The 15,961-nt window shown below is 71.7% G+C and carries 17 protein-coding genes, 1 tRNA gene and 1 pseudogene; 5 read left to right on the top strand and 14 right to left on the bottom strand.

Going from position 1 to position 15,961, the window contains the following annotated elements; genetic code table 11:
* Positions 1-4: 4 nt before the first annotated feature.
* Both ASF71_RS21605 and ASF71_RS21600 read right to left on the bottom strand, forming a co-directional pair.
* Positions 5-80, bottom strand: a tRNA-Trp gene (locus ASF71_RS21605).
* An 82-nt stretch (positions 81-162) separates the two neighbouring features.
* On the bottom strand, positions 163-384 hold the full coding sequence (locus ASF71_RS21600) for a hypothetical protein (RefSeq protein WP_056304001.1): 222 nt from the start codon (positions 382-384) through the stop codon (positions 163-165).
* Positions 385-491: 107 nt separating this feature from the next.
* On the opposite strand from ASF71_RS21600, the gene nth reads away from it, so the two are divergent.
* From nth to ASF71_RS21575, 5 genes are all read left to right on the top strand, one after another.
* Positions 492-1,181, top strand: coding sequence for an endonuclease III (nth, locus tag ASF71_RS21595; RefSeq protein ID WP_056304000.1), 690 nt, complete (start codon positions 492-494; stop codon positions 1,179-1,181).
* Entirely contained in the window at positions 1,178-2,407 is a 1,230-nt protein-coding gene (locus ASF71_RS21590) for an MFS transporter (protein WP_056303998.1), read from the top strand. The genes nth and ASF71_RS21590 overlap by 4 nt, the downstream gene beginning before the upstream one ends.
* An 11-nt stretch (positions 2,408-2,418) precedes the next feature.
* Positions 2,419-3,138: a zinc ribbon domain-containing protein gene (locus ASF71_RS21585; protein WP_056303996.1), complete on the top strand. Its 720-nt coding sequence runs from the start codon at positions 2,419-2,421 to the stop codon at positions 3,136-3,138.
* A 112-nt stretch (positions 3,139-3,250) separates the two neighbouring features.
* Positions 3,251-3,622 carry a hypothetical protein gene (locus ASF71_RS21580; RefSeq protein ID WP_056303995.1) on the top strand — a complete coding sequence of 124 codons (372 nt, stop codon included), beginning with the start codon at positions 3,251-3,253 and terminating at the stop codon, positions 3,620-3,622.
* Between the two features lie 30 nt (positions 3,623-3,652).
* Complete coding sequence (locus ASF71_RS21575; protein WP_056303993.1) at positions 3,653-4,858, top strand: MFS transporter; 1,206 nt, start codon at positions 3,653-3,655, stop codon at positions 4,856-4,858.
* 8 nt (positions 4,859-4,866) lie between these two features.
* Here the strand turns inward: ASF71_RS21575 and ASF71_RS21570 are convergent, their stop codons facing one another.
* From ASF71_RS21570 to ASF71_RS21515, 12 genes and pseudogenes are all read right to left on the bottom strand, one after another.
* Positions 4,867-5,322, bottom strand: a complete 456-nt coding sequence (locus ASF71_RS21570) for a peroxiredoxin (protein ID WP_056303990.1) — start codon at positions 5,320-5,322, stop codon at positions 4,867-4,869.
* Between the two features lie 67 nt (positions 5,323-5,389).
* Positions 5,390-6,031 carry a phosphate signaling complex protein PhoU gene (gene phoU, locus ASF71_RS21565; protein ID WP_056303989.1) on the bottom strand — a complete coding sequence of 214 codons (642 nt, stop codon included), beginning with the start codon at positions 6,029-6,031 and terminating at the stop codon, positions 5,390-5,392.
* An 87-nt stretch (positions 6,032-6,118) separates the two neighbouring features.
* Positions 6,119-7,099: a cell wall metabolism sensor histidine kinase WalK gene (locus ASF71_RS21560; protein WP_056303987.1), complete on the bottom strand. Its 981-nt coding sequence runs from the start codon at positions 7,097-7,099 to the stop codon at positions 6,119-6,121.
* On the bottom strand, positions 7,096-7,827 hold the full coding sequence (locus ASF71_RS21555) for a winged helix-turn-helix domain-containing protein (protein ID WP_056303984.1): 732 nt from the start codon (positions 7,825-7,827) through the stop codon (positions 7,096-7,098). Before ASF71_RS21555 ends, ASF71_RS21560 begins: the two co-directional genes overlap by 4 nt.
* Before the next feature lie 133 nt (positions 7,828-7,960).
* Entirely contained in the window at positions 7,961-8,332 is a 372-nt protein-coding gene (gene rsfS / locus ASF71_RS21550; RefSeq protein WP_056303982.1) for a ribosome silencing factor, read from the bottom strand.
* Positions 8,329-9,660, bottom strand: coding sequence for an LCP family protein (locus ASF71_RS21545; protein ID WP_056303980.1), 1,332 nt, complete (start codon positions 9,658-9,660; stop codon positions 8,329-8,331). Before ASF71_RS21545 ends, rsfS begins: the two co-directional genes overlap by 4 nt.
* An 81-nt stretch (positions 9,661-9,741) precedes the next feature.
* Positions 9,742-10,404, bottom strand: a complete 663-nt coding sequence (gene yqeK, locus ASF71_RS21540; protein WP_056303978.1) for a bis(5'-nucleosyl)-tetraphosphatase (symmetrical) YqeK — start codon at positions 10,402-10,404, stop codon at positions 9,742-9,744.
* Between the two features lie 193 nt (positions 10,405-10,597).
* Positions 10,598-11,572: a YbbR-like domain-containing protein gene (locus ASF71_RS21535; protein ID WP_056303976.1), complete on the bottom strand. Its 975-nt coding sequence runs from the start codon at positions 11,570-11,572 to the stop codon at positions 10,598-10,600.
* The gene (gene cdaA / locus ASF71_RS21530) at positions 11,569-12,366 is read right to left on the bottom strand and encodes a diadenylate cyclase CdaA (protein WP_056303974.1); all 798 of its coding nucleotides are present in this window, start codon (positions 12,364-12,366) and stop codon (positions 11,569-11,571) included. The genes ASF71_RS21535 and cdaA overlap by 4 nt, the downstream gene beginning before the upstream one ends.
* Before the next feature lie 176 nt (positions 12,367-12,542).
* Complete coding sequence (locus ASF71_RS21525; protein ID WP_056303971.1) at positions 12,543-14,219, bottom strand: carboxylesterase/lipase family protein; 1,677 nt, start codon at positions 14,217-14,219, stop codon at positions 12,543-12,545.
* A 78-nt stretch (positions 14,220-14,297) separates the two neighbouring features.
* Positions 14,298-14,982: pseudogene (locus tag ASF71_RS21520) on the bottom strand (cell division protein FtsH); the annotation flags it as partial.
* A gap of 1 nt (position 14,983) precedes the next feature.
* Positions 14,984-15,961: ATP-dependent metallopeptidase FtsH/Yme1/Tma family protein (locus ASF71_RS21515; protein WP_235514686.1), on the bottom strand; the 978-nt coding region annotated here is incomplete at both ends.

The following is a 15,961-nucleotide window of genomic DNA, read 5'->3' as shown; positions in this document are numbered from 1 at the left end:
TTTCTGGCGGGCCCTGAAGGACTTGAACCCTCGACCTACGGTTTTGGAGACCGCCGCTCTACCAACTGAGCTAAGAACCCGCGTTCGCCCGGCTGCTGCGCAGGCCTGAGCAGAGTAGCGCACCTGGGCCGGGCGCGCAAGTCGGCCCCGCGCCGTCCGCCCTCAGATGATCCCGCCGCCCAGGAACAGCCGCAGCAGGGCGATGCCCGTCACGACGGCGCTCAGGGTGGTGGCGCCGCGGTCGCGGCTCAGGGCGCCGAAGACCAGTCCCAGCAGGGCGGGCGGCAGTACCACGATCCAGTTCAGCCATCCGAACAGGGGCAAGAAGCCCAGGACGAGGCCCAGGGCAGCCAGGATACCGAAGATCAGCGAGACGACTCTCATGCTCCCAGGTACGGGGCCGGGGGGCGGGGGGTTCCGGGGCGCGCGGGGTCCGTGAGGCCGGGACAGCGCCGGAGCGGGCATTTGGCCGATGCTCTAGGCTGCGGGGCGTGACCCGCAAGACTGCCGCGCCGCGCCTGCCCACCGGCGCGAAGGCCCGCGCTCCCCAGGTGCTCGCGGCCCTGGAAACGCTCTACCCGGACGCCCGCACCGAACTGGAGTACCGCACGCCCTTCGAGCTTCTCGTCGCCACGGTCCTGAGTGCTCAGGCGACCGACGTGAGCGTGAATGCCGCCACCCCCGCCCTCTTTGGCCGCTACCCCGACGCCCACGCCCTGAGCACGGCCACCCCGGAGGACATCGAGCTCTATATCCGGCGGATCGGGCTGTACCGGGGCAAGGCACGCCACCTCGCCGCCCTGGCCCGGCTACTCGTCGAGCGGCACGGCGGCGAGGTGCCGAACGACTTCGCGGCGGTGGTCGCCCTGCCCGGCGCGGGGCGCAAGACCGCCAACGTGGTCCTCAGCAACGCCTACGGTTATCCGGCGATCGCCGTGGATACCCACGTGGGCCGCCTCGCCCGGCGCCTGGGCCTGAGCGCCCAGACCAATCCCGACCGGGTGGAGGCCGACCTGGAGCGGCTCTTTCCGAAAGAGCGCTGGGTCTTCTTGCACCACGCGCTGATCCTGCACGGGCGCCGGGTGTGCGCCGCGCGCCGGCCGCTGTGCGGCGAGTGCGCCCTGCTGCCTTACTGCCCGCAGATCGGGGTGGGGCTGCCTGCCCCGGCGCGGCCCGCATGACCTGGCGGTTCTCACGCCAGCTCTGGCTGTACCTTACGTCGGCGTTCAGCTTCGGGCTGGCGCAGGCGTTCACGGCGCTGTTTCTCAACTTCTACCTGCGGTCGCTGGGACTGGGGGCCGAGTGGCAAGGCCTCATCAACGCGCTGCCCGCCCTGACCCTGGCGGCCCTGAGCCTGCCGGCAGTGGCGCTGGCCCGGCGCATCAGCAACGCGCATACCCTCAAGCTCGGGGCGCTGCTGAGCCTCGTCGGGCTGGTGCTGCTGGCCCTGGCGGGGGGAGCGGGCCTCGCCATCGTCGGGGCGATCGTGCAGGGGGCGGGCGCGGCCCTGAGCGTGGTCGCGGGCGGCCCCTTCATGGCGAACAACAGCGACGAACGCTCGCGCATGACCCTGTTCAGCGTGCAGAGCGCCCTGATGACCGGCGCGGGTTTCGTGGGCAACCTGCTGGGGGGCCGCGTGCCCGAGCTGTACGCCGCCGCGACCGACACGGCGCCGGACGGTCTGGGCGCTCTGCGCGCCGCCCTGCTGGTCGCTTCCGCCCTGCAGCTCGCCGGGCTGCTGCCCGTTCTGGCCCTGAAACCCACGGGGGCCCCCCGCCCGCCGGGGCGCTCGCTGGCGGTGCGCGACAAGGGCACGATGGCCCGGCTGGTGGCGCCGAACGTGCTCGTGGGGCTGGGAGCCGGCGCCACCATTCCCTTCCTGAACATCTACATTGAGGGCAAGTTCGGCATCAGCTACTCGGGGCTGGGCACGCTGTTCGCCTGGGCCAGTCTGGCGACGGCGGCCACGGCCCTGCTGCAACCCCTCCTCGTGCGGCGACTGGGGCCGCTCCAGGCCGTGTTGCTGGTGCAGGCGAGCAGTCTGCCCTTCCTGGCGATGCTGGGGTTCGCGCCCTCACTATGGATGGTCACAGCGGCGCTGTTCACGCGCGGCGCGCTGATGAACGCGGCGGGACCGGTGTACAGCGCCTACGCCATGTCGGCGCTGCCCGAGGAGGACCGGCCGATGTACTCGGCCGTCAACACCCTGGCCTGGGATACCGGCTGGGCGGTCAGCAGCCTGCTCTCGGGTGTGGTGCGCGGCGCGCTGCCCTTCGGGACGGCCTTTAACGCCCTGTTCGCCTGGACCCTGGCGATGTACGCCCTGAGCCTCGTGGCGATCTATCTGGGGCTTTACCGTCCGGCCATGCGTGCGCCGCGCGGCCCCGCCGAGGCCGGAGCGCGTTAGACTGCCAGGTGATGAGCGAGACCGGACCCCTTCAACGTCTGCACCGTGTTCAGGAACTCGACCTGAACCTTGACCGCCTGCGAGACGAGGAAGGCAACATTCCGGCGGACCTGCGCGCCGCCCGCGCCGAGCAGGACCGCCTGAACAACGAACTGGAAGACACCGAAATCTCACTGGAGGGTGTCGAGAAAAAACTCCGCGCCCAGGAGCAGGATCTCGCTGGCACCCGCGAGCAGATCAAGCGCGCCCAGGAGGAGCAGGACAAGAACGCCTTCGACGCCCGCGCCCAGAGCCAGTACGGCAGCCGCATCCAGATGCTTCAGGAGCGCGCCGAGGAGATGGAGGAAGACCTCGCGCCGCTGCGCGGACGCCAGCAGGAACTCGGAGACCGGGCCACCAGCCTGCGCGCCGAGCACCGCGCCCTGCGTCCCAGCCTGAGCAGCCTGGAAACTGCCGATGAGCAGCGTGTCGAGGACCTGCGCGCCCAGGGCGAGGGTACCCGCCAGGAGCGTGCCGAGCTGGTCGGCGGTCTCGACGCCCGCACCGTGCGCGAATACGACATGATCCGCAGGGCCAAGAAGGGCGTGGGCGTCTCGGAGGTCAAGGGCGGGCGCTGCTCGGCCTGCAACGTGATGCTGCCGGTCAACATTCAGCAGAAGGCTGCCCAGGGCAAGCTGCCCCCGGTGAAGTGCCCGTCCTGCGGCCGGTTCCTGATTCGTCTGGATCTCTGAGCACGGCCAGTCCAGAGGTGCCCGGCGGGGGAGACTTCGCCGGGCACCTCTCGTTTGCGCAGTCTGTACGCGCTGCACCTCACAGCGTGCGCCCGGCCCCCTAAGCTGACCCATGCCTCCCCTCGACGCCTACCGCCGCCCCAGTCCCGAACGGTTGCGGCTGCTGCTGTCCCTTCTGGCGATGCTCGTCCTGACTGCCGTCCTCGGCCGCCGCCGCGAGGGCGAATTCGGCATGCGTGACACGCTGCGCCGCAGTTCTTTCGCCCGCGTGATGTTCGCCGATATCGGGGCGCTGAGTACCCTGGGTGCGCTGTACCTCGTCCTGGAGGGTAAGACGGCCGTGCGCGTACCGGGCGCGGTCGCCACGCTGTTCGCCGGGAGTTTCGCCCTGTTGCCCGCCCTGGCCTACGAGGACTGGGCCGCCATGCGCCGCGCGGACGGGGGCCGCCCGGAAGAGCCCCCCGCGACCCGCAAGCAGGGCTGAGGACCCGCCCCGGCCCGGTAGACTCGGCGGGTGCTGTGGACCCGTCCCCTGACCATGCTCCAGCTTCTGGCGCTGCTGCTGGCCTCGGAGCTGGTCCGCACCGGTTTTTTTGTGGCGGCGCTGCCGCTGCTGGGGCCGGGGCTGGGGCTGGGGCCGGCCGTGATCGGGGCGATGGTCGGGGCGCATTACCTCACCGACGCGGTCGGCAAGGGACCGATGGGCCTCGTCTCCGAACGCTGGGGGCTGGGCCGGGTGCTCGTGCTCGGCGCGTTTCTGGGCCTGCTGACGGTGCTGGGGACGCGGCTGTGGCCCTCGGCCTGGTGGGGAGTGCTGGCCTGTGCGCTGTGGGGTCTGGCGTTCGGCACGCTGTGGCCCGGCCTGATGAGCGTCTCGCAGGCCCTGGCCCGGCCGGGGCGCACCGCGCGGGCGCTAGCGGTCAGTAACCTCAGCGTGGCGCCGGCCATCTTGGCGGGGGTCCTGCTGGTCGGGCCACTGTTGCAGGGCAGCTCCCGCGGGGGCTGGGCCCTGCTGCTGGGCGCGCAGGGGCTCGCCCTGCTGCTGGCCCTGGGCCTGTGGCGCCTGCGCCTGCCCGTGCCTGAAGGTCCGCTCCCGGCTGCGGAGCGGCCGACCCCGGCCGCGCCCCGCCTCCGGCTGCCCGGCGAGTGGGGCCGGGTCGCGGTGCTGCTGCCCGCCGCCTTCGCGCAGACGCTGGCGCCGGGGCTGCTCGTCACGCTGCTGTATCCGCTGCTCGCGCACCTGGGGCTGGGCCTGCGGGACCTCGCGTTGCCGGGACTGATCGGAGCGGCGGCCTTCGCCCTGAGCCTGGGGGTGCTGGGCCGCCTCGCCGACCAGGTTCATCCCCGGCGCGCGCTGACGCCGGGGCTGCTGCTGCTCGCGGCCGTCTTCGCCCTCGTCGCCGTGTCTGCTCCCCAGGAGGTCCGGGCGCGGCTATGGATCATCGCGCCGCTGCTGGGGGTGGGCTACGGGGCCTTCATGGCGGGCTGGAACGGGCTGGTGGCGCGCACCCTGCCGCCGCAGCACCGCGCCGCCGCCTGGGGAACCGTCATGGCGGTCGAGTCGCTGGGCTACGCGGCGGGGCCGCTGCTGGGGGGTGCGGCGTGGCAGCTCGGTTCCCAGGCGGGTGTGTTCGGGCTGGGGGCCGCCGTATTCCTGCTGACCGAGCTGTACTACCTGTGGCCCGGGCGCCGGCTCGTGCGCCGGGCCGGCGAGGCCTGAGAGGAACCCTACAGCGCCCGCAGCTGTGCCAGGACCGCTTCGGGGCGCACGGTGTAGTCGCTGGTCTTCTCCTCGACGTGTTCGTAGCGGACGACGCCGCCCTTGTCGATCAGGAATACGGCGCGCCCACTGATCCCGCGGTCGTCGATGGCGACCCCGTAGAGCCGCGCCACGTCCAGGCGCATGTCGGCCAGCAGCGGCACGTCGATGCCGTACTCGGCGGCCCAGGCCTTGTGCGCGTGAACGCTGTCACGGTTGATGCCCAGCACCGTCGCCCCCGCCTCGGCGAAGTCGTCCTGGCGCCCCGAATACTCGGGAAGCTGCATGCTGCACACCGGACTGAAATCGAGCGGATAGAACACCAGCACGACCGCGCTGTGCCCCCGGTAGCTGCTCAGGGTGATGGTCTGCCCCGTCGAGGCGGGCAGGGTGAAGTCGGGGGCCAGTTGACCGACGAGGTTCATGACGCCAGGATAGCCCGCAGGGTCCAGGGAAGGGTCAGGGGACCAGCCCAGAGCCGGCCCGCCGCGCTCAGTCGCGCGCGCCCGTGACCCAGTAGCGCACGCGCTCGGAGACGTTTTCCATGTGGTCGCCGATGCGCTCCAGGCTGCGGCCCACCCGCATCAGCGTCAGCGCCTTGGAGATGTTGCGCGGGTCCTCGAGCATGTAGGTCACGAGTTCACGCTGGATCTGCTCGTACAGCTCGTCGACCTCGTCGTCCATCACGGTGGTCTGCTCGGCGCGGGTCACGTCGCGGTCGGCCAGGGCCGTGCGCAGGTTCTGGCTCATCTCGCCCAGGCGTTCGAGCATCCGCCCCAAGTTGACGTAACGCTTGAGGGCCGGGGCCTGGGCCAGCTCGGCGCCGTCCTCGGCCACATGCACGGCGTAGTCGCCCATGCGCTCGATGTCCGACAGGCTCTTGAGAATCAGGGCCACGAGCCGCAGGTCGCGCGCCACCGGCTGGTGCAGCGCGATGATGCGCAGGCACTCGGCCTCCAGCGCGGCTTCCTGGGCGTCGACCTCGCGGTCAAGCGAGCGGATCTCGTCCAGGCGGTCGGCCTGTTCGCGCAGCAGCACGTCGGCCGCCACCGGCAGCATCTGCTCGACGGTGCCGAGCATATTCAGGGCGCCGTTCAGGACGGCTCTCAGGTCATTTTCCAGGGTCTCACGCATGCTTGTAACCTCGGGGCACCGTAGCACTCGGCAGGTCAGGGAATGGTCAGGCTGCGGTCAGGACGCGGTGGGGGTAGAGGAGATAGCTCAGCGCGGCTCACCGATGCCCGCCACGCCCGGCAGCGTAAAGCAGAAGGCGTTGTGCTCGCCCTGGCGCTCGACCCAGACCTGGCCGCCCCAGCCCTGCACGATGCTGCGCACGATATACAGCCCCATACCGCTGCCCTGGCCGGTGGCTGCGCGCCCACGCGTGTGTGCCCGGAACAGGTTGTCCGTGTCGGTCAGCGGCGCGCCCCGGTCGAGCACGCAGACCTCGACCCAGGTGCCGCGCAGGGTGGTCACGACCCCCACCGGCTGCCCGGCCGGACCGTACTTCAGGGCGTTCTCGACGAGATTGAGCAGCACCTGCAGCAGCTTGTCGGGGTCCGCCCGCACGAGGTAGTCCTGCCCGAAGCTCAGGCTGGCCTGCCGCGCCGAGAGTTCGCTGCCCAGCAGCCGCTCGGCGCGCGCAAAGGCCTCGGCGAGGGCTAGGGTGCGCGCGCGGGTGGGCCGGAATCCCACCGCGAGGTCCTCGACCAGCCGGGCGAGCCGCTCGGTCTCCTGAAGCCCCTGCCGCACGAAGTTCTGCGCGAGGTCGGTGGGCATGTCGTATTCCAGGGCTTCGAGCACCCCGCGCAGCGCGGCGACGGGCGTGCGGAACTCGTGCGACAGGACGGCCGTCGCCTCTCTAAGCTCCGCCTCGCGGCGGCGGTGCTCGGTGACGTCCTCGACGATGAGGGCCGAGCCGTCTCTGTCGCGGGTGGCAGTGCAGCGCAGGGTGCGCCCGCCCGCTTCCAGCTCGAGCTCGCCGCCGCGCTCCAGCAGCGTTTCCAGGGTGTGACGGCGCACGACCTCCAGCACCGGACGCCCGGCGGCGCGCTCCTGGGGTACGCCCCACAGCCGCACGGCGGCGGCGTTCAGGCGCGTGACTAGGCCGCGCTCGGTGAGCAGCACTGCCTGGGGCAGCGCGTCCATCCAGGCGCCCGGCGCGGAGGCAGGGGGCAGCGGGACGTTCGGCTGGGCGGTCATGCCGACTCAGCCCGGTCGGGCAGGGTGCGCCCGGATTCGGCGCGCTCGGCCGTGCGGGGGCGCATGCGGTAGCCCTTGCCGCGCACCGTCTCCAGAAAGTCGGGCTGGCCCGGATCGTCGCCCAGGTGCGCCCGAAGCTGCGTGACGTGCTGGTCCACCGTGCGCTCGCCGCCCAGGAAATCCGCGCCCCAGACCCGGTCGAGCAGTTCGGTGCGCGAGTACACCCGCCCGGCGTGCTGGGTCAGGAAGGCCAGCAGGTCGAACTCGCGCCGCGTGAGGTTCAGGCGACGCCCGTCCATGCGCGCCTCGGCCGCCGCGAGGTCGATGTTCAGGGGCCCGTTGCCCAGGTGCTGCGGGGCGTCGGGCTGCGAGCGGCGCAGCAGGGCGCGCACGCGGGCCACGAGCTCGGCGGCTGAGAAGGGCTTGGTCAGGTAGTCGTCGGCGCCCGTCTCCAGGCCTTCGACCCGCTCGGCTTCGGCGGCGCGGGCGGTGAGCATGAGCACCGGCAGCCGGCGCAGTTCCTGGTCGGCGCGCAGCCGGCGCAGGAAGCCCAGGCCGCTCTCTCCGGGCAGCATCCAGTCGAGCACCAACACGTCGGCTGCGGTCAGCGCGTCCTGGGCCTCACGGGTACTTCCGAAGGCCGAGACGCGCAGCCCGGCCCGCTCCAGATGAAAGCGCAGCACATCCCGGACGGTGCCCTCATCCTCGATCACGACCACATGGCTCATTGCCCTCATTCTGACCCGCGCTGTCAGCCGGGTGTCAGCCCCCCGCGCCACCTTTGCGCGCCCGCTACCAAAAGGAGGTGGCGAGCCGCTCCCCGTCAGGGAACGCCCGCCACCTCCGCGGTTACGCCGAGTCTTACTCTGCGCGTGGCGCTTCAGGGAACTCAATGCGCCCGGCGTCGCTCCACAGGCCTTCGAGGTCGTAGTACTCGCGGGCATCCTTGGTCATGATGTGCACGACGATGCTGCCGCCGAAGGCCATCAGCAGCCAGCGTTCGCTGGGGCCTTCGACGCTGGGGCGCGGCAGACCGGCCTCCTGCGCCTTCTGGCGGACGTTTTCCTGCACGGCGCTGAGCTGTAGTCCGGCCGTGGCGGTGCAGATGATGAAGTAGTCGAGGGTGCTGCTTACGCCCGTCAGGTCGAGGACGGTCACGTCTTCGGCGCGGCGCTCGCGCGCGGCGTCCACAATGGCGCGCAGTTGCTGTCGGGTCTGGGAATCTGTGGTCATGGGGTCTCCGGCGTGGGGGTCTGGATGGGGACGGGGGTCGGGGTGGTTGGGGTCTGATAGGCACGCAGACCGGCGAGCTGCTGCGCGGCGTCGGCGCCCAGCAAGATGCCCACTTCGCCGGGCGCGACGGGAAAGCGCTCGCCCTGGAGACGCGGCAGGCCCAGCAGGTCGGCGAGGGTCTCGGCGGCCCCCACGTCCTGCTGGGTAAACACCTGACTGCTCACGCTGCTGGCCGGCGCACGCTGCACCTGCACCTGTGCGTAGCCCAGCACCTTCAGGGCGCGGGCCAGTGCTTCGCCGAGGTCGGCGCCGCTGGCATCCTGAATAGTAACCCGGACGGGCGCCGGACGGGCCGTGCCCGCCACGTCCTGCCCGGTACGGACTGGAGCCGCGCCCCACACCTGGGCCAGCCGCTCGCGGTCGGGCGCGAGATTGAAGCTGCCCCGGATGGTGTCGGTGGGCAGCGTGGCGAAGCGCAGCCGCATGGCCGACAGGTGCGGCAGCAGCGAGGGCAGCAGGTTCGGGTCCACGTTGGTCTCGACGCCGTTGCCCACCCCGCCCAGGATGGTCGGCAGCGCGACGAGGCCCTGGGGCGACTTGAGGCGGGCGGCGAGCTGGGTCAGGGCCTGCTTCTGATGGTCGATGCGGCCGTAGTCGTCCCCGAAGCCCTTGCGTACCCGCAGGAATAGCACCGCTTGGTCGCCTCCGAGGTGGTGGTTGCCCGGCGTGAGCTTGAGATTCACGCCCGCCGCCTGATCCACCCACTCGATACCCGGCTCGGGCACCGTCACGTCCAGACCCCCGAGCGCGTCGATGACCCGCGCCACATAGTCGGTCCGCACGACGACGTAGGAATCCACCCGCTCCCCGGTGATCTCCTCGACCGCGCGGGTCAGGGCCTCGGGGCCGCCAGACCAGTATTTGCTGTTCACCTTCTGGGCGGCGGCCGACTGGCGCCAGCTGAACTCGCCGACCGTCGTATCGCGCGGAATGTTCAGGACGTCCACCCGGTCTCCGCTCACCTTGACGAGCATCAGGGTGTCGGTGTTGGGGGTCTGGACCAGGCCGGTGCGCTGATCCTGGTTCCTGCACGGCTGGCGGTAGTAGCAGTAGATCACGTCGCGTCCGGCAAGCAGGACCGTGAACTGCGGCGCCTGGCCCGGCAACGTGGTGACGGGCGCCGCCGTGCCGGGCGCGCCCAGCAGCGCGAAGCCGCCCAGGGTCAGGGCCGACAGGCTCAGCCCGAACGCCTGCGCCGCGCGCAGCAGCGAGTTGGCGCGGCGCGCAGCAGCGCGGGGGGTGGGGGGCAGGGGATCAGAGTGGGTCAACGTGGTCTGGCACCTTAGCGCAGGGGAACCGGGGCAAACGTCGCCGGGCTTCCCGAGAAGCGGTGAGCGGCGTCCGCAACCTCAGAACCGGGAGGGCGCCGGAAAGCGGATGGTCGTACCAGACGCCGTCTGGGCATTCTCGACGGACGTGGGCGCCGCGCTGCTTCCCGGCTCCAGCGCCTGGTAGGCCGTCATGGTCCGTGGGTGCACTGTGATCCCCCGGCCCTGCAGGTAGGTGACCTTCGAGACGATCGCGCGGTTCAGGGCTGCACCCAGGTCGTGCAGCGCCAGCTCACGGATATCGTCATTCACCCCCCGGCCCGGTTCGGAGACGTCGGCGATATAGACGCACGCCGCCACCGGGTTGCCCCCGCGTGGGCCGGTCGTATGGTCCTCGACGGCCTCCAAGACCACCGCGTCGCGGTAGCCCCAGTGTTCGAGGAGGGTCCGGGCCGCGCGGCCGTGCAGCGCCAGCGGATGCAGAGCGTCGATGTCGCATTCGGGCGGCGCGAGGCGCAGCAGCTCGGCGTCGGGCAGGTCGCGGGCGATGTCGTGCAGGATGCCGGCGGCGTAGGCCTGCTCGATCTGCTGGGCGCTCAGGTGGTTGGCGACGGCGATCTGCCGCGCCAGGGTGGCGACGCGCTGCACGTGCTCGAAGCGCCGGGGCCGGACCATGAGCCGGACACGGGCTTCCCAGGCGCCCAGCGCGGGCCAGGCAGCAGGCAGCCGGAGCGCGACGTTCATGCGGAGTGACAAGCCTTTCCGGACCACATGATCGTCAGTATAAGGCCGCCCCCCAGCCTGCACAGACCGCACTGGTCATGGAACTGATTCCATAAGGTCAGTCTTTCTAGGTCTGAGGACAGCTCTCGGTTTGGTTGAAAAACTCCTTGAACAGATTCTCATTCATCCCACAGCTGTAGGACGAAGGCTTCTGTCAGTTTGACGGTGAACTGCTCGCTGCCGTTTCTACGACCAGCCGCACGTTGACTGTATCGAGCGCCTGGGCACCGCCTGGAAGGTCGAGTTGGACAGGGACGCTGTAGGTGCCGGGGCGGTAGGTCACGCGGCCCACGACCTCGCGCAGCCGGGCAAGCAGGGCCGGCGAGGCCACCACCCGCACATTGGCCGGTTCCAGGGTGGCCGAGGCGACCCGTAGCCCGGTGGGCGGGCCGGCCAGCGTAACCCGCAGGGTCTTGAGCGGAACCTCGCCCCGGTCCTGCCGGCGCAGCGTGACGCTGGTGGGCCGGGTCTGCACGCTCTCGACCGGCAGACCACGCTCGTCGAGGGCCAGCAGCCGCACCTCGCGGGACTCGCCTGGTTGCAGCCCGGTCGGGGTGGTCACGACCCGGGTCACGGTGGCTACGGCGCGGCTCGGGCCGCTCAGGGTCACGTCGGCCGGCGAGGTCGAGTAGCGCGGCAGGCTGCTGTCCTGGGGGGCCGTGACACTCGCCGTGACCGTGACCGTGCGCGCGAGCTGCGTCTCGACCGAGCCCTGCACCCGCTCGGGGCTGCGGCGGGTCAGGGTGGTGTCGGCCGGCACCGTGACCGTCACGGGGCGGTTGAAGCCGCCCTCGGGGACGCCGGTTACGTCCACGACCGCCTCGATGTTCGCGCCGCGCAGCTCGCTCAGGCGCTCCGGGCGGCCCGAGAGCGTCACGCGGACGGTGTCCGGATTGAGTGAGGCGACGGCGCGGCGCTCGTCGCCCCCAGTGGTGTCGCGCACCGTCACCGGCACGTCGAAACCCTGCTCGACGTTGGCTCGCCGGTCGCCGGTCGTCACGTACCACAGCACCGAGGCGACCACCAGCGCCGTGAGTTTGGGCAGCAGGTTGTGGGTCAGGCGGCGCCAGACGTAGGCCGGGCGCAGCCAGCGCCGCACCTTCTCGGGCAGGTGGCCGGGGCCGCTCACGGGCCGCGCCCCGTATCCGGCGCCGGGCTGGACACGTAGCCCGGACCGCCGTAGTCGTAGACCAGGGTGCGCAGCTGCTCGCGCAGCTCACTGCCGTTGAGGTCCGGTCCCAGGCGCCCTCCCAGTGCGATGCGGATGCTGCCGCGTTCCTCACTGGCGATCAACACCACGGCGTCGGTCAGTTCCGACAGCCCGATAGCCGCGCGGTGGCGGGTGCCGTAACGGCGGTATGTGCCGTCGCTCTGCTGCAGCGGAAAGAGGCAGCCCGCCGCCACCACCCGCGAGCCCTGCAGGATGACGCCTCCGTCGTGCAGGGGCGCGTTGCGGGCAAACAGCGCCTCCAGGAAGGGCGCGCTGACCACCGCGTCGAGCCGCACGCCGGTCGCGGCGTATTCGCCCAGCGGCGTGCTGCGCTCGATGGCGACCAGGGCGCCCACCTTGCGCTCGGCGAGGCGTTCGAGGGCGCGGGCGAGGTCCTGCAACGCCGCTCCGCTCTGGGCCTCGCGGCCGCGTGGGCGCCCCACCCGTTCCAGCGCGGCGCGCAGCTCGGGCTGAAAGAGGATGACCAGGGCAAAGAGTCCCACGGTCCCCGCACGCCCAAGCAGGGTACTGAGGGTAACGAGGCCCAGGATCTGCGCCGCGCCCCACACGCCCGCAAAGATCAGGATGCCGCGCAGCACGTTCACCGCGCGGGTCCCCACGACCAGCTTGTAGCCCTGGTACACCAGTGTCGTGACCAGCAGGATATCGAGCAGGTCACGGGGGCTGACGGGGCCGAGGGACAGCGCAGGCAACGGGGGCAGACTCCTTGGGGGCGGGGGCGGGGCGAAAAGAGGCCCTCCCACTATACGGGCGCGCCCCGTAAGGCCATGAGGCGCTGGCCCGGCCGGCGTCCGCACGCCTTGAGGAAAACCTGAGCCGGCAGGGGAGAGGAGCCACCAAGAACCCGCCGCGCCGTGTGCGTCTGCGCTCAGCGGACGGCGAGGCGGTCCCACAGGCCGCAGCGGTGGTCCTGACGAAACCCTGTGAACTCGGCGGTGGCCCCGGGGGCAAGGCCCATTACCCGGCCCGTATCGGCGTCGTAGGGGGCCCAGGGGGCCAGCCCCGGTCCGTTGGGATCGCCCCGGCGCGCGAAGTTGGCCCAGTAGGTCCGCAGGGTGCGGGCGAGTTCGGCCTGCGGGGCGGTGAACTGCGCGGGATCGGCCAACCCGGCGAGGCGCGTGCCGAACACGCTGACGAGCTCCGAGGCGTGCGAGGCGCCGTAACGCGGCACGCTGGCGGTCGGAGACAGCTCCAGCGGAGGCGCGGGATCGCGGAACTCGTAGGTATACACCGGCCCTGTCCGCGCGAGGTCGGCGGCGAGGTCGCTGGTCGGGCAGGCGAAGATGCTGTCGGTGACCAGGGCGGCGGCCGCGTTCCCCACCGTGCCGCCGGCCGCCGGGTAGCTGGCGAGGGCGCGCGGCGCGTCCCAGCGCTCAAGCAGCGCCACCACGGCCCAGAACTGCCACAGCGGCAGGTCCTGTCCGGCGCCCGCTACTGGGGCCACGAACAGCGTGCCCTCGTCCCGGTTGGTGCCCAGCAGCACCGGTACCCGCAGGCCCGCGCCCGCCGCGAACACCTCGGCGGGGGGCCGGGGCAGCGCGCGGTCCCCCGATACGATGCCCAGCTCGACCGCGCCGGGCACCCGGCTGCCGGGCACGGGCACGTCCAGCAACCGGGCAGCCGGCACGGCGCGCAGGCAGGCGGCGTCCTGCGGCGCGCAGCCCAGCGCACGGGCGTAGGCACTGCCGGTGGTCAGCGCGCTGCTCAGGGGGGTGGTGATGCCCTGCGGCGTACATGGCCCGCTCTGGAGAATTGCGCGGTCGAACAGCCCGCGCGACAGAGGTGAGGCGAGCTGCGCACAGATGCTCATGGCCCCGGCCGACTCGCCGAACACCGTGACGTTGCGCGGGTCGCCCCCGAAGGCGGCAATGTTGCGGCGTACCCAGCGCAGGGCCTCCTGCTGGTCCATCAGGCCGTAGTTGCCGCTGCCGCCCGTTCCGTCCGCCAGGGCCGGGGCCGCCAGGAACCCCAGGGCTCCCAGGCGGTAGTTGAGGGTCACGACGGTCACGCCCTGCTCGCGGGCGAGGACTTCGGCCGCGTAGTCACTGCCCGCACCGCTGCGGAACGACCCACCGTGAAGCCAGACCATGACTGGCGTGCGAGTCGCCCGTCCGGCGGTGGGCAGGGGCGGCGCGTAGACGTTGAGAAACAGGCAGTCCTCGGCGCCACGCACGCCACTGCGGCCGTCGCCGGGCATCTGCGACAGGGGCTGCGGGCACACGTCGCCCAGTGCGGTCGCGGCGCGCAGGCCCGTCCAGGGCGCGGGCGGCTGCGGGGGCTGCCAGCGCCGCTCGCCGGTCGGGGGAGCCGCGTAGGGAACGCCCTGCCAGACCCGGATCCCGCCGTCCAGGGCGCGGCCCAGCAGCGCACCCCCGTGAACCCGGACCCGCAGGTCGGGGACCGGAAAGGCGGCGGCGGGGGTCGGCGCGACGTTCAACGTGAGGGGGCGGGGCAACGCACTGGGGAGGGGCGCGGCGTCCTGCCCGGACGACCCCCCTGCCGCGAGAAGCGCCAGAGTCGTCACCACCTGCAGGAACCGGACCATGCCTCAGGGTAGGGAGGCAGGGTCCGGCGCGGGTGGGAGCGGCCTTGAGCAGAAGTTGGAAGGTGGGGGCCAGCCGGCCTAGGCCGGGGTGGGTTGCAGGCCCACCGGCGCGGGTGGATCGTCGTCCTCGCGGTCGGGGGTGCTCGGCTTGTCGAGCAGCCCGCCGGCCAGGGCCAGTTGCACGTCCTCGCCGCTCAGGCTCTCGCGGGCGATCAGGGCGTCGGTGAGGCGGTGAAGCACGTGCACGTGCTCGCCCAGCAGCGCGACGGCGCGCGCGTATTCGCCGTTCAGGATGCGGCCGAGCTCGGCGTCGATCTGCGCGGCGGTGTGGTCGCTGTAGGGCGCGGCCTGCGGCCCGAAGCCCAGATAATTGCCGTTGTCCTGCGCCAGCGCGAGCTGCCCGACTCCTGACATGCCCCACTCGGTGATCATGCGCCGCGCGATACCCGTGGCCTGCTGAAAGTCGTTCGCCGCGCCGGTCGTGACCTCGCCGTACACGATCTCCTCGGCGGCGTGGCCCGCAAGCGCCACGCAGATGCGGTCGAGCAGCGCCGAGCGGGTGTGGTGCATCCGGTCTTCCGGGGTGTACAGCGCCGAGCCGAGGCTGCGGCCGCGCGGCACGACCGTGAGTTTGTGGGCCTTGTCCGAATGCGGCAACAGTTGGGCGGCGAGAGCGTGGCCGACCTCGTGGTAGGCCGTGACCTTGCGGTCGGCTTCCCGTACCACCAGCGAGCGCCGCTCGGGGCCCATCAGCACCCGGTCGNCCGTCTCGCCGCCGGCCACGTCGTGAGCTCACGGCGATCACGCCTTCGCGCAGCGCGGCCAGCACGGCGCGCTGCTGGCGCACGAGGGCAGCAATCTGCTCGGAACAGTTGAGCGGCGAGAGCGTGGCCGACCTCGTGGTAGGCCGTGACCTTGCGGTCGGCTTCCCGTACCACCAGCGAGCGCCGCTCGGGGCCCATCAGCACCCGGTCGCGCGCCTCGTCCACGTCCCGCGCGACGATCCGACTCCTCCCCTCCCGCGCCGCCCCCAGCGCCGCCTCGTTCAGCAGGTTCTCCAGGTCCGCCCCCACCATCCCCGCCGTCCGGCGCGCCACTACCCCGAGGTCTACCGTCACGTCCAGCGGCTTCTTGCGCGCGTGAATCCGCAGGATCTGTTCACGCCCCCGCACGTCGGGGGCATCCACCACCACCTGACGGTCGAAGCGGCCCGGGCGCAGCAGCGCGGCGTCGAGCACGTCGGGCCGGTTGGTCGCCGCGAGGATGATGACCTCCTGCCCCGAGGAGAAGCCGTCCATCTCGACGAGCAGCTGGTTGAGGGTCTGCTCGCGCTCGTCGTTGCCGCCCTGGAGGTTCATGCCGCGTTTGCGGCCGACGGCGTCGATCTCGTCGATGAAGACGATGCAGGGCGCGCTTTTGCGCGCCTGTTCGAAGAGGTCGCGGACGCGGGCGGCGCCGACACCGACGAACATCTCGACGAAGTCCGAGCCGCTGATGGAGAAGTAGGGGACCTTGGCCTCGCCGGCGACGGCTTTGGCCAGCAGGGTCTTGCCGGAGCCGGGGGGACCGACGAGGAGGACGCCGTGGGGAATGCGGGCACCGAGCTGGTGGTATTTGTCGGGCTGGCGCAGGAAGTCGACGACTTCCTGCAGGTCCTGCTTGGCCTCGTCGCAGCCGGCCACATCGGCGAACGACAGCTTGATCTGTCCCTCGTTGATGATCGCCGCCTTCGACTTCCCGAA

Source organism: Deinococcus sp. Leaf326 (assembly GCF_001424185.1).
Taxonomy (GTDB): Bacteria; Deinococcota; Deinococci; order Deinococcales; family Deinococcaceae; genus Deinococcus.
This window is presented reverse-complemented; position numbering and strand designations above follow the sequence as displayed.